The 21,002-nt window shown below is 69.0% G+C and carries 21 protein-coding genes and 1 tRNA gene; 5 read left to right on the top strand and 17 right to left on the bottom strand.

All coding sequences use genetic code 11. The features are described from left to right. The first annotated feature begins 6 nt into the window (after nt 1-6). Nucleotides 7-411 carry a pyridoxamine 5'-phosphate oxidase family protein gene (locus tag ACZ4NB_RS33815; RefSeq protein ID WP_467666851.1) on the top strand — a complete coding sequence of 135 codons (405 nt, stop codon included), beginning with the start codon at nt 7-9 and terminating at the stop codon, nt 409-411. A gap of 408 nt (nt 412-819) precedes the next feature. Beyond that, a complete protein-coding gene (locus ACZ4NB_RS33810; protein ID WP_467666850.1) occupies nt 820-1,224 on the top strand; it encodes a hypothetical protein in 405 nt (134 codons plus the stop codon). Between the two features lie 103 nt (nt 1,225-1,327). Here the strand turns inward: ACZ4NB_RS33810 and ACZ4NB_RS33805 are convergent, their stop codons facing one another. Genes ACZ4NB_RS33805 through dnaK form a run of 4 tightly spaced genes read right to left on the bottom strand, consistent with a single transcriptional unit; the run spans nt 1,328 to nt 5,515 of the window. Then, nucleotides 1,328-1,780 (bottom strand): heat shock protein transcriptional repressor HspR, encoded by a 453-nt coding sequence (locus ACZ4NB_RS33805; protein ID WP_384424016.1) that lies wholly within the window; start codon nt 1,778-1,780, stop codon nt 1,328-1,330. Between the two features lies 1 nt (nt 1,781). Beyond that, on the bottom strand, nt 1,782-2,954 hold the full coding sequence (gene dnaJ, locus ACZ4NB_RS33800) for a molecular chaperone DnaJ (protein WP_467666849.1): 1,173 nt from the start codon (nt 2,952-2,954) through the stop codon (nt 1,782-1,784). Between the two features lie 45 nt (nt 2,955-2,999). Continuing rightward, nucleotides 3,000-3,653 carry a nucleotide exchange factor GrpE gene (grpE, locus tag ACZ4NB_RS33795; protein ID WP_467666848.1) on the bottom strand — a complete coding sequence of 218 codons (654 nt, stop codon included), beginning with the start codon at nt 3,651-3,653 and terminating at the stop codon, nt 3,000-3,002. Beyond that, nucleotides 3,650-5,515: a molecular chaperone DnaK gene (gene dnaK / locus ACZ4NB_RS33790; protein WP_467666847.1), complete on the bottom strand. Its 1,866-nt coding sequence runs from the start codon at nt 5,513-5,515 to the stop codon at nt 3,650-3,652. The genes grpE and dnaK overlap by 4 nt, the downstream gene beginning before the upstream one ends. Nucleotides 5,516-5,815: 300 nt before the next feature. Here dnaK and ACZ4NB_RS33785 point away from each other — a divergent pair, with 300 nt between their 5' ends. After that, nucleotides 5,816-8,083, top strand: coding sequence for a (Fe-S)-binding protein (locus ACZ4NB_RS33785; protein WP_467666846.1), 2,268 nt, complete (start codon nt 5,816-5,818; stop codon nt 8,081-8,083). Nucleotides 8,084-8,339: 256 nt separating this feature from the next. Then, nucleotides 8,340-9,269, top strand: a complete 930-nt coding sequence (locus tag ACZ4NB_RS33780; protein ID WP_467666863.1) for a Yip1 family protein — start codon at nt 8,340-8,342, stop codon at nt 9,267-9,269. Between the two features lie 146 nt (nt 9,270-9,415). On the opposite strand, the gene ACZ4NB_RS33775 is transcribed toward ACZ4NB_RS33780, so the two are convergent. From ACZ4NB_RS33775 to dcd, 5 genes are all read right to left on the bottom strand, one after another. Continuing rightward, on the bottom strand, nt 9,416-10,897 hold the full coding sequence (locus tag ACZ4NB_RS33775; RefSeq protein ID WP_467666845.1) for a ricin-type beta-trefoil lectin domain protein: 1,482 nt from the start codon (nt 10,895-10,897) through the stop codon (nt 9,416-9,418). Between the two features lie 459 nt (nt 10,898-11,356). Continuing rightward, nucleotides 11,357-12,907: an MFS transporter gene (locus ACZ4NB_RS33770; RefSeq protein WP_467666844.1), complete on the bottom strand. Its 1,551-nt coding sequence runs from the start codon at nt 12,905-12,907 to the stop codon at nt 11,357-11,359. 586 nt (nt 12,908-13,493) lie between these two features. Then, complete coding sequence (locus tag ACZ4NB_RS33765) at nt 13,494-14,012, bottom strand: hypothetical protein (protein ID WP_467666843.1); 519 nt, start codon at nt 14,010-14,012, stop codon at nt 13,494-13,496. 506 nt (nt 14,013-14,518) lie between these two features. Further along, on the bottom strand, nt 14,519-15,016 hold the full coding sequence (locus tag ACZ4NB_RS33760; protein ID WP_393485403.1) for a phosphoribosyltransferase: 498 nt from the start codon (nt 15,014-15,016) through the stop codon (nt 14,519-14,521). A gap of 70 nt (nt 15,017-15,086) precedes the next feature. After that, nucleotides 15,087-15,662, bottom strand: a complete 576-nt coding sequence (dcd, locus tag ACZ4NB_RS33755; RefSeq protein WP_467666842.1) for a dCTP deaminase — start codon at nt 15,660-15,662, stop codon at nt 15,087-15,089. 682 nt (nt 15,663-16,344) lie between these two features. Between dcd and ACZ4NB_RS33750 the strand changes: the two genes are divergently transcribed. Continuing rightward, a tRNA-Gly gene (locus tag ACZ4NB_RS33750) sits at nt 16,345-16,418 on the top strand. A gap of 62 nt (nt 16,419-16,480) precedes the next feature. Here the strand turns inward: ACZ4NB_RS33750 and ACZ4NB_RS33745 are convergent. From ACZ4NB_RS33745 to ACZ4NB_RS33710, 8 genes are all read right to left on the bottom strand, one after another. Next, entirely contained in the window at nt 16,481-17,644 is a 1,164-nt protein-coding gene (locus ACZ4NB_RS33745) for a tyrosine-type recombinase/integrase (RefSeq protein WP_467666841.1), read from the bottom strand. After that, a complete protein-coding gene (locus tag ACZ4NB_RS33740; protein ID WP_467666840.1) occupies nt 17,644-17,847 on the bottom strand; it encodes an excisionase family DNA-binding protein in 204 nt (67 codons plus the stop codon). Before ACZ4NB_RS33740 ends, ACZ4NB_RS33745 begins: the two co-directional genes overlap by 1 nt. 2 nt (nt 17,848-17,849) lie before the next feature. Next, nucleotides 17,850-19,241 carry a replication initiator protein RepSA gene (gene repSA, locus ACZ4NB_RS33735; protein ID WP_467666839.1) on the bottom strand — a complete coding sequence of 464 codons (1,392 nt, stop codon included), beginning with the start codon at nt 19,239-19,241 and terminating at the stop codon, nt 17,850-17,852. After that, the gene (locus ACZ4NB_RS33730) at nt 19,238-19,420 is read right to left on the bottom strand and encodes a DnaJ-like cysteine-rich domain-containing protein (protein WP_467666838.1); all 183 of its coding nucleotides are present in this window, start codon (nt 19,418-19,420) and stop codon (nt 19,238-19,240) included. The genes repSA and ACZ4NB_RS33730 overlap by 4 nt, the downstream gene beginning before the upstream one ends. 94 nt (nt 19,421-19,514) lie before the next feature. Next, the gene (locus ACZ4NB_RS33725) at nt 19,515-19,754 is read right to left on the bottom strand and encodes a hypothetical protein (RefSeq protein ID WP_467666837.1); all 240 of its coding nucleotides are present in this window, start codon (nt 19,752-19,754) and stop codon (nt 19,515-19,517) included. A gap of 12 nt (nt 19,755-19,766) precedes the next feature. Next, the gene (locus ACZ4NB_RS33720; protein WP_467666836.1) at nt 19,767-20,045 is read right to left on the bottom strand and encodes a hypothetical protein; all 279 of its coding nucleotides are present in this window, start codon (nt 20,043-20,045) and stop codon (nt 19,767-19,769) included. Between the two features lie 22 nt (nt 20,046-20,067). Then, complete coding sequence (locus tag ACZ4NB_RS33715) at nt 20,068-20,256, bottom strand: mobile element transfer protein (protein WP_384435286.1); 189 nt, start codon at nt 20,254-20,256, stop codon at nt 20,068-20,070. A 12-nt stretch (nt 20,257-20,268) separates the two neighbouring features. Then, nucleotides 20,269-20,997 carry a DUF2637 domain-containing protein gene (locus tag ACZ4NB_RS33710; RefSeq protein WP_467666835.1) on the bottom strand — a complete coding sequence of 243 codons (729 nt, stop codon included), beginning with the start codon at nt 20,995-20,997 and terminating at the stop codon, nt 20,269-20,271. Nucleotides 20,998-21,002: the final 5 nt, after the last annotated feature.

Here is a 21,002-nt window from a genome sequence, read left to right as displayed (position 1 = left end):
GCCCCCATGGCCCACGACCTCTCCGCCCTCACGCCCGAGTACCTCGCCTTCTGGGGCGAGTACCTGATGCCGACGCTCACCACGCTGCGTGCGGACGGGACGCCGCACGTCGTCCCCGTGGGCGTCACCTACGACGCCGGGCAGCGGATCGCGCGGGTCATCACCCGCAAGGACAGCACCAAGGTCAAGAACGTCCTCGCCGCCGGGGCGGACGGTGCGACCGTCGCCGTGTGCCAGGTCGACAAGGGGCGCTGGGCGACCCTGGAGGGCGTCGCCCGGGTGCGTACGGACGCGGAGACGGTGGCCGACGCGGTGCGCAGGTACGCCGAACGGTACGGGCGGACGCCGACGCCGAACCCCGATCGGGTCATGATCGAGATCGCGGTGACCAGGGCGATGGGGCGGGCCTGAGAGCCCGTACCCGCACCGCGCACACCCCGGTCCGGACCTGGCCGGAAACACACCCTCCACAGCAGACGACAACCGCCCTACTGGTACCCAGGTACGACAGGAAACCGAACAGCTCCGCGCAATGACCGGGCGGGATCGGACCTGTCCCGTGCATGAGACGGCAGCTGGAGGCCGTATGGCGTCGGCATTGAGCATCGTCACGACCGTTCCGCGCCCACCGCGCGCCACCCCACCACGCCCGCACGCCGAGCTCTGCCCGCGCTGCGGTGGCCAACTCGCCGTGAACCAGGACGGCTGGAAGATCTGCCACGCCTGCGGTTACGCCTCGCCGCCCGGCACAGCCCCTCCACCACGGGCCGCCCTCGGGGGTATCGTCGCCCCCACAGTCGCCACGCCCCGGAGGGCACGATGAACTCGGTCCGAGTCACGGCGATCGCCTGCCTGATGCCGCTGTCCGAGCTGGACGAGGATCCGTTCCTGGTCGACGACCGCAGCCAGCACGACATGTGCAAGCAGTGGGCGGCGGCCCGTGACTACCACCTGACCTGCCAGCTCAGCCTGCACCAGCTGCGCGCCGACCACCGCGCGCTGTGGCGGGACGTCGAAGAGGGCCTGGTCGATGTGTTCGTCACGCCCAACCGCCGGGCCCTGGAGTACGCCATCGACGGCGCCGAGGAGTTCTCCGCACGCTGCGCGGCGGCCGGGGTACGGCTGGAGACCGCCGACCTCGACGAGCCGGTCTACACACTGGCGATGAAGTCGCAGGTGCACCGGCGGCTGTCGATGCCGACGGCCGGGTACAACGGCTGCTGACCGGCCCGGCGCACGGGCGGGCACACTCACCCAGATGACAAAAAGGGCCGGGATCACCCGGCCCTTTTCGCCACGTAGATGCGGGGCGCGCCCCGGCCGTCCGCTACTCGGACCGCTTGGGCCGCCACACCACCAGCGCACTGGTCTGCTGGACGTCCTGATAGGGCACCAGATCGCGCCGGTAGGAGGCATGCACCGCCGCCTCCCGCTGCCGCATCGCGCTGGCCGCGCCCTCCAGGGCGCCCTGCAGCTCGGCGACCCGCTGCTGCAGGGCCGCGACCTGGTTCTCCAGCTCGATGATGCGCTTGATGCCGGCGAGGTTGATGCCCTCGTCCTGGGACAACTGCTGCACCGTACGGAGCAGTTCGATGTCCCGGGCCGAATAGCGGCGGCCCCGCCCGGCCGTGCGGTCGGGCGAGACCAGCCCCAGCCGGTCGTACTGGCGCAGGGTCTGCGGATGCAGGCCGGAGAGCTGAGCCGCGACGGAGATGACGTACACCGGCGACTCATCGGTCAGTTCATACGGGTTACGACGCTGCCCGCCCCGGCTGTCCATCTCAGTCTCCCTTCGCGGCCTGGAACAGCTCCGCCCGCGGGTCGTCGCCCGCGGTCGCCTCGCGATAGGACTCCAGCGCTTCCCTCGCCTGGTCGCTGATGTCCTTGGGGACCAGCACCTCTATGGTGACCAGCAGATCACCCCGGGTGCCGTCCTTACGGGCCGCGCCCTTGCCGCGGGCCCGCATCGTGCGTCCGTTGGGGGTGCCGGCCGGCAGCTTCAGCGTGACCGGCGGGCCGCCCAGCGTCGGCACCTTCACCTCGCCGCCGAGCGCGGCCTCCGGGAACGTGACCGGTACCGTGACGGTGAGGTTGTCGCCCTTGCGGCCGAAGACCGGATGGCCGCCGACATGCACGACGACGTACAGATCGCCGGCCGGGCCGCCCTGCTCGCCCGGGGCGCCCTTGCCGCGCAGCCGGATGCGCTGCCCGTCGGACACGCCCGCGGGGATGCGGACCTGCATCGTGCGGGCGCTCGTCGCGCGCCCGCTGCCCTTGCAGACCTCGCAGGCGTCCTGGGCGATCAGGCCCCGGCCCTTGCAGTCGGCGCACGGGTCGGTCAGCGAGAAGCCGCCGCCCGCGCCCCGGCTGACCTGGCCGGTGCCCACACAGGTCGGGCAGACCCTGGGCGTACCGTTTTTGTCGCCGGTGCCCGAGCACGCCTTGCAGGGCGCCTGGCTGGACATCCGCAGCGGAACCGTGGCCCCGTCGACCGCCTCGGTGAAGCTGAGCGTCACCTCGGACTCGATGTCCTGGCCGCGCCGCGGCTGGGTACGCGTACCCGCGCCACCGCGGTTGAACAGGCCGCCGAAGACGTCCCCGAGCCCGCCGCCGAAGCCCCCGGCGCTGCCGGCTCCGCCCGAACCCCCGAAGAGGTCGCCCAGGTCGAAGTTGAAGCTGCCGCCGCCCCCGCCGGGGCCGGGGCGGAAGCCGCCGTTGCCGAACAGCGCCCGGGCGTCGTCGTACTCCTTGCGGCGCTTGGCGTCGCCCAGGACGTCGTTGGCCTCGGAGATCTCCTTGAAGCGCTCCTCAGCCTTGGCGTCGCCCTTGTTGGCGTCCGGGTGGTTCTCCCGGGCCAGCTTGCGGTACGCCTTCTTGATCTCCGCTTCGGTGGCGTCCTTGGGGACGCCGAGGACCTTGTAGTAGTCCTTCTCGACGAAGTCCTTGGTGCTCATCCCCGACGTCCCTCCTTTCCTGCGGTTTTCTGGTCGGTCCTCACGTCAGCCCTCGTCCGGGCCACCGCTCTCCTCGTCCGAGGGCTTGGCCTCGTCCTCGGATCCGGACTTGGCGCTCTGCGCGCCCGGCTGCGGCTCGGCGACGGCGACCCGCGCGGGGCGGATCGTGCGCTCACCGATGCGATACCCGGGCTGCAGGATCGCAACGCACGTCGTCTCGGTGACATCCGGCGCGTACGAGTGCATCAGCGCCTCGTGGATCGTCGGGTCGAAGGGCTCACCCTCCTTGCCGAACTGCTGCAGACCGAGCTTGGCGACCACGGTCTCCAGCGATTCGGCCACCGACTTGAAGCCGCCGACCAGTTCACCGTGCTCGCGGGCCCGGCCGACGTCGTCGAGCACGGGAAGCAGCTCGGACAGGAGGTTCGCCGCGGCGATCTCCTTGACCGTGACCCGGTCCCGCTCCACCCGGCGGCGGTAGTTCTGGTACTCCGCCTGGAGGCGCTGGAGGTCCGCCGTGCGCTCGTTGAGCGCCGTACGCACCTGGTCCAGCTGCGCCTGGAGCGCTACGTCCTGTACGTCCCCGGCCGGGGCCGAGCCCGCCTTGTCGGCGGACTCGGCCTCCTGCGCCGCGTCTTCGGGAGCGGCGTCAGAGGGGACGTCAGGCTTCTCTTCGAAACCCGGGGTCTCCTCCGTCACGCGGCACCACCCTTGGCGTCCTTGGGCTTCTCGTCGTCGACGATCTCGGCGTCCACGACGTCGTCCTCGGCCTTGGCCTGCTCGGCACCCGGAGCGGCGCCCTCGGCACCGGCACCGGCCTGCGCGGCCTGGGCGTCGGCGTACATGGCCTGGCCGAGCTTCTGGGAGACGGCCGCGACCTTCTCGGTGGCGGTGCGGATCTCCGCGGTGTCCTCGCCCTTGAGCTTCTCCTTCAGCTCGGCGACGGCCTCCTCGACCTCGGTCTTGACCTCACCGGGGACCTTGTCCTCGTTGTCCTTGAGGAACTTCTCGGTCTGGTAGACCAGCTGCTCGCCCTGGTTGCGGGTCTCGGCGGCCTCGCGGCGGCGGTGGTCCTCGTCCGCGTACTGCTCGGCCTCCTGGCGCATCCGGTCGACCTCGTCCTTCGGCAGCGAGGAGCCGCCGGTGACGGTCATCTTCTGCTCCTTGCCCGTGCCCAGGTCCTTGGCGGTCACGTGCATGATGCCGTTGGCGTCGATGTCGAAGGAGACCTCGATCTGCGGGACGCCGCGCGGGGCCGGCGGCAGGCCGGTCAGCTCGAACATCCCGAGCTTCTTGTTGTACGCCGCGATCTCGCGCTCGCCCTGGTAGACCTGGATCTGCACGGAGGGCTGGTTGTCCTCGGCGGTGGTGAAGATCTCCGAGCGCTTGGTCGGGATCGTCGTGTTCCGCTCGATGAGCTTGGTCATGATGCCGCCCTTGGTCTCGATACCGAGGGACAGCGGGGTGACGTCCAGCAGCAGGACGTCCTTGACCTCGCCCTTGAGGACACCGGCCTGGAGGGTGGCGCCGATGGCGACGACCTCGTCGGGGTTGACGCCCTTGTTGGCGTCCTTGCCGCCGGTCAGCTCCTTGACGAGCTCGGCGACGGCCGGCATACGGGTCGAGCCGCCGACCAGGACCACGTGGTCGATCTCGGACAGCTGGATGCCGGCGTCCTTGATGACGTTGTGGAACGGGGTCTTGCAGCGGTCGAGCAGGTCCGCGGTCAGCTGCTGGAACTGCGAGCGGGTGAGCTTCTCGTCCAGGTGCAGCGGGCCCTCGGCGGAGGCGGTGATGTAGGGAAGGTTGATCGTCGTCTCGGTCGAGGACGACAGCTCGATCTTCGCCTTCTCCGCGGCCTCGCGCAGACGCTGCAGCGCCATCTTGTCCTTGGACAGGTCGACGCCGTGGCCGTTGGCGAACTGCTTGACCAGGTAGTCGACGACGCGCTGGTCCCAGTCGTCACCACCGAGGTGGTTGTCACCGTTGGTGGCCTTCACCTCGACGACGCCGTCGCCGATCTCCAGCAGCGAGACGTCGAAGGTGCCGCCACCGAGGTCGAAGACCAGAATGGTCTGGTCGTCCTTCTCCAGGCCGTAGGCCAGGGCGGCCGCGGTGGGCTCGTTGACGATGCGCAGGACGTTGAGGCCCGCGATCTCACCGGCCTCCTTGGTGGCCTGGCGCTCGGAGTCGTTGAAGTAGGCCGGAACGGTGATGACCGCGTCGACAACCTTCTCGCCCAGATACGCCTCGGCATCCCGCTTGAGCTTCTGCAGGATGAAGGCGCTCATCTGCTGCGGGTTGAAGTCCTTGCCGTCGATGCCGATCTTCCAGTCGGTGCCCATGTGGCGCTTGACCGACCGGATGGTCCTGTCGACGTTGGTGACCGCCTGGCGCTTCGCGACCTCGCCGACCAGCACCTCGCCGTTCTTGGCGAAGGCGACGACGGACGGCGTGGTCCTGGCGCCCTCGGCGTTGGTGATGACGGTGGGCTCACCGCCCTCGAGAACACTGACGACGGAGTTCGTCGTACCCAGGTCGATGCCGACCGCACGTGCCATTTCGATTCCTCCAGCTGACTTGAGTGGAACAGGCTCAAGAGTGCAACACCAAGAAAAACCTGTCAACAGACCTGAGCCTGAGCCGCTCAACTTTTATGTCGCCCTTATCCTCACCCGGCCGTCGGCGAAGACGTCGGGGCGCCGCACAGGGTTGCCTTGGCGACACAGATCACCGGCCGGGCGGCTTCATGGCGCCCGGGAGAATGGGTAACCTCAGCCGCAGAACTAAAAAGTTACCGCTTAGTAGTTACCGCTCAGCTTTCTCAAGTCTTCCGCTCTCGCAGGTTCGAGGAGCCCGTCATGCAACTCGCCGCGATCATCGTGTCGCTGGTCCTAATCGCGGTCGGCGTCGCGCTGTTCGGCCGCGCCATCCTGCAGATCTACCGCTTCATGCGGCTAGGCCAGCCCGTACCCGCCGGCACCCGCACCGACGATCCCACGCAGCGCACCGTCACCGTGGTCAAGGAGTTCCTCGGCCACACCCGGATGAACCGCTGGGGCATCGTCGGTGTGGCGCACTGGTTCGTGGCGGTGGGCTTCTTCTCGCTCCTGCTGACGATCGTCAACGCCATCGGGCAGCTCTTCAAGGCCGACTGGCTCCTGCCGATCATCGGCGACTGGACGCCGTACAACGTCTTCGTCGAGTTCCTCGGCACGATGACGGCGCTGGGCATCCTGACCCTGATCGTCATCCGGCAGCTGAACCGGCCGGACAAGCCGGGCCGCAAGTCCCGCTTCGCGGGCTCCAACATCGGCCAGGCGTACTTCGTCGAGGCCGTGATCCTCATCGTCGGCGTCTGCATCTTTATGCTGCACGCGCTCGAAGGCGCCCAGCACCACGTGGACGGCTACGAAGCCTCGTTCTTCGTCTCCTACCCGGTGGTCTCGTGGCTGGAGGGGATGGACGTCTCCACGCTCCAGAACCTCACCTACTTCTTCGCCGGCCTGAAGATCGCGACCTCCTTCATCTGGATGATCACGGTCGCCCTGAAGACCGACATGGGTGTCGCCTGGCACCGCTTCCTGGCCTTCCCCAACATCTGGTTCAAGCGCGAGTCCTCCGGCGACGTGGCGCTGGGCGCGCTGCAGCCGATGACCAGCCAGGGCAAGCCGATCGACTTCGAGGACCCGGGCGAGGACGACCAGTTCGGCGTCTCGCAGATCGAGCACTTCTCCTGGAAGGGCATCCTCGACTTCTCCACCTGCACCGAGTGCGGCCGCTGCCAGTCGCAGTGCCCCGCCTGGAACACCGGCAAGCCGCTCTCGCCGAAGCTGCTGATCATGTCGCTGCGCGACCACGCGCACGCCAAGGCCCCCTACCTCCTCGCCGGCGGCGGCAAGGACATGGAGGGCACGGAGCAGGCCACCGAGGAGCAGCTCAAGGACGTGCCCGCGGCGGCGCTGGCCGAGGCCGAGCGTCCGCTGATCGGGACGCTGGAGGAGAACGGCGTCATCGACCCGGACGTGCTGTGGTCCTGCACCACCTGCGGCGCCTGCGTCGAGCAGTGCCCGGTCGACATCGAGCACGTCGACCACATCGTCGACATGCGCCGCTACCAGGTCATGATCGAGTCCTCGTTCCCGTCCGAGGCGGGCACGATGCTCAAGAACCTGGAGAAGAAGGGCAACCCCTGGGGCCTGGCCAAGAAGCAGCGCCTCGCCTGGACCAAGGAGGTCGACTTCGAGGTCCCGGTCGTCGGCAAGGACATCGAGGACCTCACCGAGGTCGACTACCTGTACTGGGTCGGCTGCGCGGGCGCCCTGGAGGACCGGGCGAAGAAGACCACCAAGGCGTTCGCCGAGCTGCTGCACATCGCGGGCGTGAAGTTCGCGATCATGGGCGGCGACGAGGCGTGCACCGGTGACTCGGCCCGCCGCCTGGGCAACGAGTTCCTCTTCCAGCAGCTCGGTCAGCAGAACGTCGAGATGCTGAACACGGCCTTCGGCGAGGACTCGGAGGACGAGTCGACGAAGAAGCCGAAGGCCAAGAAGAAGATCGTCGCGACCTGCCCGCACTGCTTCAACACCATCGCGAACGAGTACCCCCAGCTGGGCGGCGAGTTCGAGGTGATCCACCACACGCAGCTGCTGCAGCACCTCATCGACGAGGGCAAGCTCATCCCCGTCACCCCGGTCGAGGGGCTCATCACCTACCACGACCCCTGCTACCTGGGCCGCCACAACAAGGTCTACACCCCGCCGCGCGAGATCATCGCCAAGGTGCCGGGCCTGCGGAACGAGGAGATGCACCGCCACAAGGAGCGCGGCTTCTGCTGCGGCGCCGGCGGTGCCCGCATGTGGATGGAGGAGCGGATCGGCAAGCGCATCAACAACGAGCGTGTCGACGAGGCCCTCTCCCTCAACCCCGACATCGTCTCGACGGCCTGCCCCTTCTGCCTCGTGATGCTGACGGACTCCGTCAACGGCAAGAAGAACGACGGCAAGGCGAAGGAGTCGATCCAGGTCGTCGACGTCGCCCAGCTGCTGCTGGACTCCGTCAAGACCCCCATCGATCCGGCGGGTGACGAGGAGTCGGAGACGGCTCCGGAGCCCGAGCCGGTGAAGTAGCGGCGCCCGTAGGAGCGTTGACCGGCGGCCGGTCCCCCAGAGGTACGGGGGGCCGGCCGTCGGCGTATCCGGGAAGCCCGGCGCATCCCGCATCGGCGCCCGCCCGGTGGCCGCCGGCCTCCGCACCCGGCGCCGTACCCCTCCGGGGTCCCCCTAGGGGATGTCACAGCTCCGCAGCAAACCCCCTCCCGATGCCCCGGCTCGTCCACGTGTTCCGCGCGGACCAGGTACTTTCGAAGACGTGGCTGGATTCAGGATGGGTCGCGGACGGGATGCCCGCTCCGCGCAGAACGGACAGCAGGGGCAGCAGGCCCCGTACGGACAGCAGGGACCGTACGGGCAGCAGCCCCCACCACCGCATGGGCAGTGGCAGCAGGCGCCGCAGCAGTACGGCGGTGGCCCGCAGGGGCGGCCGCAGCCGCAGGGGCAGTACGGCGAGCCGGAGTACTTCGGCGACGGCGGCTACGAGCCCCAGCAGCAGTCCTACGCGCCGTACGCCCAGGACAACAACCCGGGTGCCACCCGGCAGTTCAGCATCGGTGAGGCCCCGGACGCCTACGGCGCCCCCTCCGACCAGTACGGCGACGGCGAGTACGCGGCCGGCGGCACGTACCGCGCCGGCCAGTCCGCCGCGCCGCCGGCCGGCCCCCGGCTGCACTGGAAGCAGCTGCTGCCCGGCATCGTGCTGCGCCCCGACGCCACGTTCTGGCAGATGCGCGACCACTCGGTCTGGGCCCCGGCGCTGATCGTCGCCTTCGTCTACGGCCTGCTCGCGATCTTCGGCTTCGACAAGGCCCGCGAGGACGTGCTCAACGCCACGCTCTCCAACAGCATCCCCTGGGTGCTGATCACGGCCGCCATGTTCATCGTCGGCAGCCTGATCCTGGGCGCGGTCACCCACACCATGGCCCGCCAGCTCGGCGGCGACGGCGCCTGGCAGCCGACCGTCGGCCTGTCCATGCTGATCATGACGATCCCGGACGCCCCCCGCCTGCTGTTCGCGATGTTCCTCGGCGGCGACTCCGCCCTGGTCCAGGTCCTGGGCTGGCTGACCTGGCTCGCGACCGGCTATCTGCTGACGTCCATGATCAGCAAGTCGCACGACCTGCCCTGGCCCAAGGCCCTGGGCGCCTCCGCCATCCAGCTGGTGGCGCTGCTGGCCCTGGTCAAGCTCGGCACGCTGTAGGCCCGACCCGGCCACGTCAGGGGCCCGTCCCGGAGCACTCGACTCCGGGACGGGCCCCTTCGACGTACCACGGCCCCTGATCCACCGGACGGGCCCCGGGGCGAGCCTGCCCCCACCGGACCGGCCTCAGGCGAACCGGACCGGCCTCAGGCGAACCGCTGCTTCGCCGATCCGTCGCACGCCTGCAGCCTGAGCGGCTCCTTCGCCCCGCCCAGCGTCAGGCACAGCGACGGCGCCGCGGCCGGCCGGATCGATGCGCCGTCCGCCCGCTGGAACCGCTGGTTCGCCGCGCCCGAGCAGTTCCACAGCACCAGCCCGGCGCCGGCCTCATAGCGCGCGCCCGGCACGTCCAGGCACCGGTCCTGGGTCAGCCCCACATGCACCGACCCCTGCTCGTCGTCGTACCACCAGTCCTGATGGCGCTGCCCGTTGCAGTCCCAGCCGCCGACCGCCGTGCCGTTGCGGCTGGAGCCGCCCGTGGCGTCCACACAGCTGCCCGTACCGGCGTTCTTCAGCGGCCGGTAGGCGTCGTCCCAGGCCCCCGCGTACAGCTTCGGCCGCCCGGTGCTGGCCACATCCGCGCAGGACGCCTCGCGCAGCCCCGGCGCCGCGTACAGCTGGGTCAGACAGGCGGCGAACGCGCCGTGCCCGCGCGCGTTCGGATGGAAGGACTGCCGCACCGAATTCGCGTTCGGCGGGAAGGGGTTGGAGAGGTTCACATACAGCCCGCGGGCCCAGGTCTCCTCCATGCACACCTCGTGCCCGTGGAACAGCCGCGAGGCGTCGAGATAGGTCGCCCCGGAGTCCCGGGCGGCCTTGCGCACGCCCCGCTCGAAGGCCGGCACCGCGGCATTGCGGCCCCAGGCCGCGTCCGAGGTGTAGCCGGTGCAGCCGCCCGGCAGCTTCCCCGGGTAGTGGGGGTTGTCCTCCATGTCCGGCCCGATCGGGCTCGGATACGACATCACCACGAGCCGGTAGTCGCCGTCCGCGTACCCGGCGTCGCGCATCACGGTCCGCAGATCGCCGACCGTCCGCTCGACCTTCGGCACCAGTCCGTCCACCCGCGCCTGCCAGCCCGGCTGGTACTTCGGCTCACAGGTGCCCTGCAGCAGGAACCAGCGCTCCACGCAGTCCGTCATCACCGGCCCGAACTGCAGATCGTCATTGGCCCCGGCCACCAGCAGCACCATCTTCAGCCGGGTGTTGCGGGCCGCGATCGCGAGGCTGTCGCTCTGCACCAGCTCGTCGGCGTACTCCTTGCTCCCGCCGATCACGATGTTGCCGCTGTACGCGCCCGAGCACGCGACGTTGTACGTCACATCCGCCGCGATCCCGGTCCGGTGGATCGCCGAGTCCGGCGACCGGTGGCACCAGTTGTCGGGCCCGTCGGTCCCCGGCTCGTAGGTCCCGACGCCCTCGCCCGAGATCTCGCTGTCCCCCAGCGAGATCAACGAGGTCTTCCGCTCCCCTACGGGCCGCTCGGCCGGGTCGCCGTAGAGCTTGACGGCCTGCTGCGCCCGGACCGCCTCCAGGTCGGGCGGCAGCGGTGTGGCACCGGCGGCCCGGGGCGCGGCGGCGCTCGCCCCGCCCGCCACCCCGGTGAACGCCACCGTCAAGGCCGCGGTCACGACCGCGAGCCCAGCCCTCACCCGCCGCCCACGTCTCGCACGCACCACGGGGGCCTCCCCTCCGGTTCCGCGGGTCAGCCGTTCCCTCTGCGCCCGCTGTTACCGCCGGTATTTACTCGCAGGTAAGCAACTCCGGAACACCGGGAGCGCGATTGGCCGAAACCTGCCGCCCCCACACATGCGAAAGGGAGCCGACCAACGGCCAACTCCCTTACCCCACCCAGAATCAGCGCCCCACAGATCCCATGGACCGCACCGAACCCACGGACCCCGCCGCGTACGCCACCAAGCAGCGACGCCGCAAACGGCCCCCGCCGAAGCAGGTGGGGGCCGATGACGACTCGGCTCGGGTGTCCTGCAAAGCGTCGCGCGACGGAGCGCTCGACGTACCGGCCTTACGACGTACCGGCCTTGCGAAGAGCCGGCCTTACGACGTGGAGGCAGTGCAGTGCAGGTCCGTCAGGCCGTCTTCCGCCGGTCGGTGAGGGTCAGCAGACCGAGGATGACAAGGGCAGCCAGGGAAGTGCCGGCCACCATCCACATCGCCGCCTGCGTACCGTGCGCGAACATCTGGTGGAACACGTCGGTGATTTCGCTGCCGTTGAGGGAAGTGTGCTCCTTCAGCAGCGTGGCGGCGCGCTCGGGATCGGCCACCGCGTCCTGGGTCCAAGAGCCGGTGGCAGCGCCCTTGGCCGAGAGCGCGGAGGTAAGGCCGGAGTCGGCCTGTGCTCGGTACAGGACGATGCCGGCAGCCAGGCCGATGGCTCCGCCGAGGTTGTGGAAGGTCCAGGAGGAGCCCATGGCGAGCCCGGCCTGCCGTTCCGGCACCGAGGAGAGGGCGGAGACGGTGGCGGGACCGAGAACACAGCCCCACGCCAGGCCCATCACGACCAGCGCCACCACGATGAGAGTGACCGACGCGTCCGCGCTGAGCCGGGTGAACAGCAAGGCCGAGACGGTGAACGCGGCGAACCCGGTGACAAGGAGCTTCCTGGGCCCGAAGCGGTCGCTCAGCCTGCCCACGAACGGTGAGAGCGCCGCCATCACCGCGGTGCAGGGCAGGAGCATCGCACCGGTGGCATAGCCGCTGTACCCGCGCACTTCGTCGAAGTAGAGGGGCAGCAGGAAGAGGACCGTGGTGTAGAAGCTCGCGAGCGCGAAGTCCGAGACGATCGCGGCGAGGAAGGAGCGGTGCTTGAAGAGCCCGAAGCTGATGATGGGGTCGGTGGCCCGCTTCTCCACGACGTAGAAGGCGAGGAGCGCGACGAGGGCGAAGCCGAGGAGTCCCAAGGTGCCGGCGCTCGACCAGCCCCAGGTACCGCCGAGCGTGAACGCAAGCACCACGGCGGGAATGCCGAGGCTGATGAGGAGGAGACCAGGCCAGTCCACACCGGTGGTGGACTCCTCGTTCCGGGACTCGCGGACGCTGAAGGAGCACAACGTCAACGCGATGGCGACCAGCGGGACGTTGAGCCAGAACACCCAGTGCCAGCCAACGGCGGACACGACGACCCCGCCGAGCAACGGCCCGATGGCAAGACCGACGCCGTTGACCCCATAGAGGGCGCCGATCGCCCGGCCGCGCTGGGACTCGGGGAACGCGTTCTGCACGATGGCGCCCGTCGAGGTGTAAAGGATCGCCCCGGCGGCGCCTTGCAGGAACCGGAAGGCGATAAGCCACCCGGTAGTGGCGGCGAAGCCCGCGCCGAGTGAGGCGAGTCCGAAGACGACGGTGCCGATATACAGGACACGACGCCGGCCGTAGGAGTCAGCAAGCCGCCCCATGGTCACCATGAACATCGACAGGGCGACGATGAACATGTTGACGATGAGCTGCAGATCGGTGACGGACGCACCGAGATCGGCCTGGATCTGCGGGGCGGCTGTGTTCACGATGGTGAGGTCGATACAGCCGAGGAAGCTGATCAGGCTCACCCCGGCGAAGGCCCACCACTTTCGGTCTGGCGGGGCCTTGGTCGCTGCCTTCGGTGCGGTGGTCGATGACGTCACAGTGTCGTGTCCTCTGTACCGGATAGTGGTGGCTGAGTGTTTAGGCGGCTTGGCCGGGAACGGCGGCACGCTTCTTGGATCTCAAGGGCAACCAGCCACCCTTTCCTGGGTATTCCTCGGTGACGAACAGCCGCTGGGTTTCGGCCATGGCTGCTGTCATCGGTTGCGGATGGATGCCGTAGCCGTATCCCTGGTGACCCACATCGGCATGATGATGGGGCATTCCTTGATGAGGTGTTCCAGGCACCCTTCAAAAGCCACCTCGCCTCCGCGCCGGGATCGCGGGAAGTGAGCCGGTCGATACATTCACCGATAGCGGCATTCACTGCCTGTTTGCATTTCGGGTTGTGGCTTGTTCTCTTCGGCTGGGGCAATTCGACGGTGGTGTACAAGCCGCGCAACCGGCCAGTGGGCGGTGGCAGCCGGACCCGGGGCCAGGTCTGATTCCTACAGATGCGCGCGTACCGGACCCCATGCCGGACAGGGCGGCCAAGAGCGGTCGGCCACGGATCGACGCGGACCGGGAACAGAAACGGCCCCCGACCGGGGATTCCCTGGTCGGGGGCCGTTCAGCTGCGGAGGCGTCTCAGCTGCCTGCGCGGGCGCAGGCCGAGAAGTTGTCTCCTTCCTTGACGCCGATCTGGGCCAGCTTGAAGGTGCAAACGGCGATGTCCATACCCTGACCGCTAGCGGCGATGCCGCAGGCGCGATGAACCTTCGGTCCCACGATGTAGCCCTTGCCGGCCAGGTAGGACTCGCACTTCTTCACGGTGGCCTGGGCCGGTGCGGTGGCGACAAGCGGAAGTGCCGCTCCCGCCACTAGTACTCCGGTGGCTGCCGCAATGCGGCGCACTGCCTTACGCATGACAATCCCCCTTTGGCGAGGCGACCACTGCGGCCGCGCCATCTTGTCGGTGATGGTGAGCAGATGTTTGTTCAGACCGTGCTGCAATGACGTGAGATCAGGGTCCCGAGGTCCCGCTGGAATGTCGTTAGCGCTCAGTGCACAAGTCGATTGACTGTGCGTCCAGTGCACCAATGCGACGGCCTGGCGCCTTCGGCCGCCACGGTCGCCCAGGGCGGACAGGGCATCGACTGCGTCCACTCGCTCCCTGCCCGACCGGCCGAAACCGTCGCGCGCCACGCCGTCCATAAGGACGCCAGGCAGTTCGGTCAGCGGCTGCCTCACACCGACGCATCACCCCGACCGGGGCAACGGAACGGAACGGAGCGGTCAGGAGGACAACACTGCGCACGGAGGCGCGGCAACGCGCATTTCGGTGCGGCCAGTAAGTCGCCGGGTGACGGCGATCCCGACGGCAACGGCGGCACGCGGGAGCTCGCAGGAACACGCCGCAGAGCTCTGCCCGGCCGCCCCAGGCTGCCCGCCCCACGGCCCTGCCCAACGCTACGGATCAGCAGGTTGCAGGTTCCCGTCCTGGCGTGTGTTGCTGATGCCGGATGATCGCTGAGAACAGCCCCGCCCAGCAGCGACGGGGGAAAGCCAGGCCAGACGGGTTCTCCCACGCGTCCTTCGACGGAGTGCCCGGCGCACCGGACTCACGGCAAGGGACGATCCGCGAGACGATCAGTGCCCCGCGGACCCGCCCCTCAGGCGTCGAGAATCTGCCCCTCGCGGCGCACGACGGGCGGCTCGACGCTCCACGGGAAGTTGATCCAGTCGTCGGTGCGCTTCCACACGTACTCGCACTTCACCAGCGAGTGCGACTTCTCATAGATCACCGCGCTGCGGACCTCGGCCACGGTCCCCACGCAGAAGTCGTGCACCAGCTTCAGCGTCTTGCCGGTGTCGGCGACGTCATCCGCGATCAGCACCTTCTTGTCACTGAAGTCGATCGCGTTCGGCACCGGCGCCAGCATGACCGGCATCTCCAGGGTGGTGCCCACCCCGGTGTAGAACTCCACGTTCACCAGGTGGATGTTCTTGCAGTCCAGCGCGTACGCCAGGCCGCCGGCGACGAAGACCCCGCCCCGGGCGATCGACAGCACGACATCGGGCTCGTACCCGTCGTCGGCGACCATCTGCGCCAGCTCACGGATCGCGCCGCCGAAGCGCTCGTACGTCAGGTTCTCCCGCACGTCACTCACGTATCTCTCTCAGACCTTCTGTGTCCCTGCGCCCACGCGCTCCGGCGCCCGCCGTGCGCCTGCGCCTGCCTCAGACCTGCGTACGGTGGAAATTCCGGAACGAACGGGACGGCGTCGGACCGCGCTGCCCCTGGTATCGCGAGCCGTAGCGCTCGCTGCCGTACGGGTGCTCGGCCGGCGAGGTCAGCCGGAACATGCACAGCTGCCCGATCTTCATGCCCGGCCACAGCTTGATCGGCAGGGTGGCGACATTGCTCAGCTCAAGCGTCACATGCCCGCTGAAGCCCGGGTCGATGAACCCGGCGGTCGAGTGCGTCAGCAGCCCCAGCCGCCCCAGCGAGCTCTTGCCCTCCAGCCGGGAAGCAAGGTCATCCGGCAGCGAGATGACCTCGTACGTCGAGGCCAGCACGAACTCGCCCGGGTGCAGGATGAACGCCTCGTCCCCCTCCGGAACGACCTCACGGGTCAGATCGGACTGCTCGACGGCGGGGTCGATGTGCGGATAGCGGTGGTTCTCGAACACCCGGAAGAACCGGTCGAGGCGCACGTCGATACTGGACGGCTGCACCATCGACTCGTCATAGGGATCGATGCGCACCCGACCAGCGTCGATCTCGGCCCGGATGTCCTTGTCTGAGAGAAGCACGCACACGAGGATACGCGCCCGCATCACCCCCACCGCACGGCGAGGGCCCGGCCCCCACCGGGGAACCGGGCCCACCCATCCGTCTTTGGGTCCTGCGGACCCTTGTCGATCTCTCGCGGCCTCTGCCGACTCGTCCTGCCGCTCTGCCGGCCCGTCTTCCGACTCCGCCGGCTCTCCGCCGTTACCGCGTCACCACCGCGGTCCCCCTACTGCCGCTCCCTACCGCTACGTCTTCTCGTTCCCTACCGCTTGGTGTGCTCCACGGGCACCGAATGCCGCAGCCGAGCACAGCGCGGGCAGCGCAACAGCCGTCCGGGACCAAGCCGGTCGGTGGTCTGCATGGGGAACGAAGCGGTGCTGAACACGTGGCCCTCGGCACAACGTACGACGGTGCGCTCCATCAAGTCCCTCTCCCAACTGCGTGGACAACAAAAGCCACATTAGGGGATGAACTGGGTGCTACCGCACGCGGCACTCCGACGCCCAACCGTACGCCTCAACTCCCGCTCCCCGCACCCGCATCCCACCCACGGGCCGCACTCCACCCCCACCGTCACCAGGCACCCCGCAGCCCCCACCGGACATGCCAACAGCCCTCACCCGGACATGCCAAATGCACCGCCCGGCGGCGATGAGGTAGAGTGTGCGACGATGTTCCGCACTCGATCCGAGGCGGGATTACGCGGGTGTAGTTTAATGGTAGAACATGAGCTTCCCAAGCTCAGAGCGCGGGTTCGATTCCCGTCACCCGCTCCATTGCGAAGGCCCAGCTCAGGGATGTAACTCCCCGGCTGGGCCTCAGTGTTATTCAGACCGTCTTAGGCGTTCCGTGCCCGCTGCGTGCCCGATCGCTCTTGATCACGAGCCGTCTTGGCCTTCACCCGCTCTGCGCGGACGTGCGCGTCGATGCCGCCAGCGACCTCCTTCTGTCGCTCCACGTCCGAGTGCTGATAGATCAGCGCAGCCCTGGTCGAGGACTGGCCGGCACGGACCATCGTGTCCTTGAGCGTCGCCCCGGAGCGTGTCGAGAGGGTGTGCCCGGTGTGCCGCAGATCGTAGAAGCGGAAGTCGTCAGGCAGCCCGACCTTGGCACGGGCCTTGCGCCACTTCCGCCCAAAGGTAGACCGCCGGAACGGCTTGCCGCGCTCCCCCACGAACAGCAGACCGTTCGGCTCCTTCTCGGCGTACCAGTCGAGATGCCGCTCCAGGTCGACTGCCATGAACTCGGGCAGGACGAGGAACCGCTTGCCCGCAGCCGACTTGGTGTCGCCCGGCGCACGTCGCCCCGTGGTCAGCTCCGGCTCGGCTGTGCGAATCCACACACCGACATTTTCGAGATCCACATCAAGACGCCGTAGCGCGGCCTGCTCCTCGGGCCGGGCGGGACCGTACGCGGCGATGTAGACCATCAGCCGCCAGCGCGGCCCCATGACATCCGCCAGGGCATCCACCTGCTCAACAGTGGCGATGGGCCGCTCCTTCGCTGTCTCTTTCCCCGCTCCCTTGATCCGGCACGGATTGCGGCGGATCAGCTCGTCCTCGACAGCGGTCTCCATGATGGCCTTCAGCAGCCGGTACGCCTTAGCCACGGTCGTGTCGGCCCCTGTCGTTTGCAGCCGCTCAGTACGCCAGGTCCGCACGCGGGGAGGAGTGATCTGGTCAAGGTCCATGTCCTCGAAGGCTGGCAGGACGTGCAGTCGGAGCAGACGGCGGTACAGCTCATACGTGGTCGCCGCGAGCCCACGTTCATCCACCCACTGCAGGGCGTAGGCCTTGAAGTTCACCGCGCCTGCGTCAGGGTCCTGCCAGTCGCCCGAGTGGATCTCGCTCTGCCGGTCGGCCAACCAGTCATCCGCCTCCCGCTTTGTACGGAAGGTGTGGGGTGCAGGCCGATCGATGCCATCGGGCCCCAGGTAACGGGCCTGATACCGCCCGGACGGGAGCTTGCGCACGCGGCCGAACGAACGCTTCCTTCCCGCCATCAGGCCGCGCCCCGCAAACGCCGAAGAGTGGGCGCGACCGTGTGTGCCGCGACAAAGGCCTCCACGACCCGCTCAGGAATGCGGACGTGCCGACCGATCTTCACGTACTCGATCCGTCGCTCCTCAATGAGTCGCCGGGGGAAGCGGACCGTCGTACCGAGCCGCTCAGCGACCTCTTGCACAGTCATCAGGCGGTCAGCCATGGTCACCACTCCCCTTCGGTGTCGAGTTCGGCTCGTATTTCACGGGCGATCTCACGGTTGGCTTGGATCTCCTTCGCGAGGTTGGCGGCGAGCCAGGACTCACCCGGCGTGTGACCGTGGCCGGCGTAGGCCCAGTGGGCGACGGTGAGGGTGGTCGCCTCGGGGTAGTCGTCGGGGTCGGGGAGGCCGAGGGCGGCGCGTTGTTGGGCGGCGCGGTAGTCGGCGCGGACCTGGCGGAGGGCGCCGAGGGTGGTGGAGTAGCGGCGGGACTTGGTGGAGAAGTGGCCGCGAAAGCCGAGCATGTGCGCCCACTGCCAGAGCCGTCGGTCGGGGTACAGCTCATCGAGGTCCCAGCACGCTTGGATGAGGCGGCGGGTGTGATCGGGCAGGTCGGGGCACTTGTCGAGTTCGGCGAGTTCCCCGATGCGGCGATCGACAGTGCCGGTGGCTTCGGCAGCCTTGGTGGCGTACTTGGCGACGTAGGAGGCGACGGCCTGTTCGGTGAGGTCTTCGGCACCTCCGAAGGCGCCGATGGGCTGGACGTCGAGCTGGGTGCCCCAGCGCAGGGTCCGCGCGGGCTGGTCACCAGCAGGAGGCAGGGCGACTTCCGCGCGGGCAGCGGCGGCGCGTAAGGCGTCGGTGAGCAGGTCGAGGGTGGCCCAGGGCGGGGGTTCGGTGTCGGGGCCGTCGGGCCCGTCGAAGCGGATGACAGCGTGGAAGTGGATGGCGCCGCGCTTCTGGTACTCGGCGACCTTCCCGTAGGAGACGCGGAGTTGGGCCTTGAGGCCCTTCTGGGTGAGACCAGAGCGCTTGGCCAGCTCGCGCGGCAGGTAGATGGTGACGTAGCGCCAGAGGTGGCCTGCGTGGTTGTTCCACAGGACAGCTCCGGCGTAGTCGTAGGTGTCCGGGTTGAGGGCGGTGCCAAGTTCGGGCGCGTTGTCGGGGTGCTGGGTTCCGCAGCGGCAGGGGCGATGGCCGGGGCGGTTGTGAACGGGGCCAAAGCTTGGGGCAGTGAGGGTGGCGAAGACGCGGGGGTGGTCGCGGACGGTTTCCGGGGTGTTCTTGGCTGGGTCGCCGGCGAGGCCGGCGCGGATGAGGTGGTAGGTGTCTCCCGCGTAGGTCCAGGCGCAAGACGGGCAGCGGGAGGCGCGGCGGTTGCCGCAGGCGACTCGGAGGCGTCCGCCGGGTTCGTAGTCGGTGCTGTAGGTGTGCAGGACGGCACCGGTGGCCGGGTCGAGGGTCTTGGTCGTGCCGGTCAGGTGGATGGGGTCGGAGCAGCCGCCGGTGCGGCGGATCTGGTCTTGCCAGCGGTCGAAGCCGGGGGACCCGGCTACCTTGAGCAGGTCGCCCAGGGTGGTCGGGTCCAGGCCCGCCAGGGTGGCGGCGTCGGTCACGCGGTCACCTTGCGGCGGGTGAGGTGGGCCGGGGCGGTGCCGGTGCCGTGGCAGGTCCGGCAGGTGACGGTAAGGGTGTGGCGGGAGCCGTCGCGGTTGTGCCGACCGGTGGTGATGGCGACGGCGGGGAAGCCGTCGCAGTTGGAGCAGTAGCGGATGCGGGTGGTGTTGTCGGGCATGATGGGCGGTCCCTTTCGGGTCGGTGAGGTCTGGAAGGGGTTGCTGGCGCCCGGGGCGGCGGATCTTTGGCGAGAGAGCCGCCCCGGGGGCCGTTCAGCGGCGGCGGTTGCGGCCCTTGGAGTGGGCGGGCGGGATGGCGTCGTAGGCGTCGGCGCCCTTCCAGAACGCGGCCCGCTCGTCATCCGTGCGGGAGTTGCCGCCGATCTCGCGGACGAGGCGGTTGGCGGTCTTGCGGTCGCTGTGGCGCTTGGCGATGGCGTACTCGCGGCCCTTCTCCGTCATGGCGGGGTCGGTGGGGGTGGAGTCGTTGGTCTTGCGGCTGAACAGGCCCATGACAAGTTCCTTTCAGTGCTTGTGGTGCTTGCGGGCGAGCTTGATCGTGATGCTGGCTCCGCCGATGGTCGGGACGGCTGCTGCGGCAGCGGCGGCCGCGATCTGGAAGGCAACGGCGAGCACGATCAGCACGACGGAAGCGCCGAGGGTGATCGCGATCGTGAGCAGGATCGGCCCGGCGTAGGACCGGGGCGGGGCCTGGACGATGACGACGTTGCGCGGGTCGACGCCGGGCGGGATCAGGTGTGCCGGGCGGTGGTTGGCGCGCAGTTGGGCGTCCGGGTAGCGCATGGCGGTTGCCTCCCTTCGGCGGTCAGGGGTTGCAGCGGTGGGTGCGGGCGGCGAGTTCAGCGGCGGAGCGGTCGCGGTAGTCGGCGGAGAAGCCGCAGCCGGGCGCGGTGCAGGCAGCGGTGTGCTTGGTCCGGCCACGGCCGTCGTAGTGCGAGCCGACCTGGACGGGACCGATGCGGATCACGTCGTAGAAGCGGTTCGGACGAGCCATGTGAGCCTCCTTTCAGGCGAGTTGGGCAGTGATGGCGTCAGCCAGGAGCGGCGGGACGCCGAGGCGGGCACGCAAGGTGTCGTTGTCGATCGGCGAGCCGGTGGCGGCGCGGTGGGTGTCGGCGATCTTCCGGGCGTGATCCAGCAACGCCGGAGGCACCGCAGGGACCGGGGCTGCGACTGGCTTAGCGGCCGGGGAGGACACGGGTGCAGGGGCGATGGGACGTGTGTCTGTCTCCTCGACTGGCCTGGGCTCGATCTCCGGCGCGGACGGCACTTCGGGCAGGACCTGAGCCGGAGCGGGAGCTGTGTCCACATCGATCTCTTCGGGCTCGTCGGCTGAGGTAGGCGCGTGGTCCGGTGCTGCTGGGGTGGGTGTGTGGGCGAGGAGGGTTCCGCCGAGGAAGGCCAGGGCAGGCCATCCGGCGACGAGGATGCGCAGCCAGGCCGGTACCGCGTTGAGGTCGAGGAGCCCGGCGGTCGCGATGTTCGCGCCGAGGGATGCGGCCAGGGCGATGAAGAACCACGTCCAGGCGGACCGTGCGGCGTGGTCGTTGGCTCGTAGGGTGCGGAGGCGGCGCCAGGCGGCGACGAAGAGCAGGTCGACGCTGACGGGGTAGGCCCAGGCCTTCCAGCCGTGCTGGCCGGCCGCTTCGGCGATGTCGTGCAGGTGGGCGAAGGACAGGGCACCGGCGATCACGGCCTGAACAAGCACAGCGTCCAGACGCATCTTCGATCGCATCGTGG

The organism is Streptomyces sp. NPDC026575, from assembly GCF_055567415.1.
The sequence above is the reverse complement of the archived record's forward strand: the minus strand, read 5'-3'. Positions and strand labels throughout refer to the sequence as shown.

Excerpts from the sequence above, each read along its gene's own strand:
- ACZ4NB_RS33715 (WP_384435286.1), bottom strand. The coding sequence starts at position 20,256 with ATGGCTCGTCCGAACCGCTTCTACGACGTGATCCGCATCGGTCCCGTC.
- dnaJ (WP_467666849.1), bottom strand. The coding sequence starts at position 2,954 with ATGAGCACCAAGGACTTCGTCGAGAAGGACTACTACAAGGTCCTCGGC.
- ACZ4NB_RS33805 (WP_384424016.1), bottom strand. The coding sequence starts at position 1,780 with ATGGACAGCCGGGGCGGGCAGCGTCGTAACCCGTATGAACTGACCGAT.
- ACZ4NB_RS33710 (WP_467666835.1), bottom strand. The coding sequence starts at position 20,997 with ATGCGATCGAAGATGCGTCTGGACGCTGTGCTTGTTCAGGCCGTGATC.
- ACZ4NB_RS33740 (WP_467666840.1), bottom strand. The coding sequence starts at position 17,847 with ATGGCTGACCGCCTGATGACTGTGCAAGAGGTCGCTGAGCGGCTCGGT.
- ACZ4NB_RS33815 (WP_467666851.1), top strand. The coding sequence starts at position 7 with ATGGCCCACGACCTCTCCGCCCTCACGCCCGAGTACCTCGCCTTCTGG.
- ACZ4NB_RS33720 (WP_467666836.1), bottom strand. The coding sequence starts at position 20,045 with ATGCGCTACCCGGACGCCCAACTGCGCGCCAACCACCGCCCGGCACAC.
- ACZ4NB_RS33730 (WP_467666838.1), bottom strand. The coding sequence starts at position 19,420 with ATGCCCGACAACACCACCCGCATCCGCTACTGCTCCAACTGCGACGGC.
- ACZ4NB_RS33780 (WP_467666863.1), top strand. The coding sequence starts at position 8,340 with ATGGGTCGCGGACGGGATGCCCGCTCCGCGCAGAACGGACAGCAGGGG.
- dnaK (WP_467666847.1), bottom strand. The coding sequence starts at position 5,515 with ATGGCACGTGCGGTCGGCATCGACCTGGGTACGACGAACTCCGTCGTC.
- ACZ4NB_RS33785 (WP_467666846.1), top strand. The coding sequence starts at position 5,816 with ATGCAACTCGCCGCGATCATCGTGTCGCTGGTCCTAATCGCGGTCGGC.
- ACZ4NB_RS33745 (WP_467666841.1), bottom strand. The coding sequence starts at position 17,644 with ATGGCGGGAAGGAAGCGTTCGTTCGGCCGCGTGCGCAAGCTCCCGTCC.
- ACZ4NB_RS33810 (WP_467666850.1), top strand. The coding sequence starts at position 820 with ATGAACTCGGTCCGAGTCACGGCGATCGCCTGCCTGATGCCGCTGTCC.
- ACZ4NB_RS33725 (WP_467666837.1), bottom strand. The coding sequence starts at position 19,754 with ATGGGCCTGTTCAGCCGCAAGACCAACGACTCCACCCCCACCGACCCC.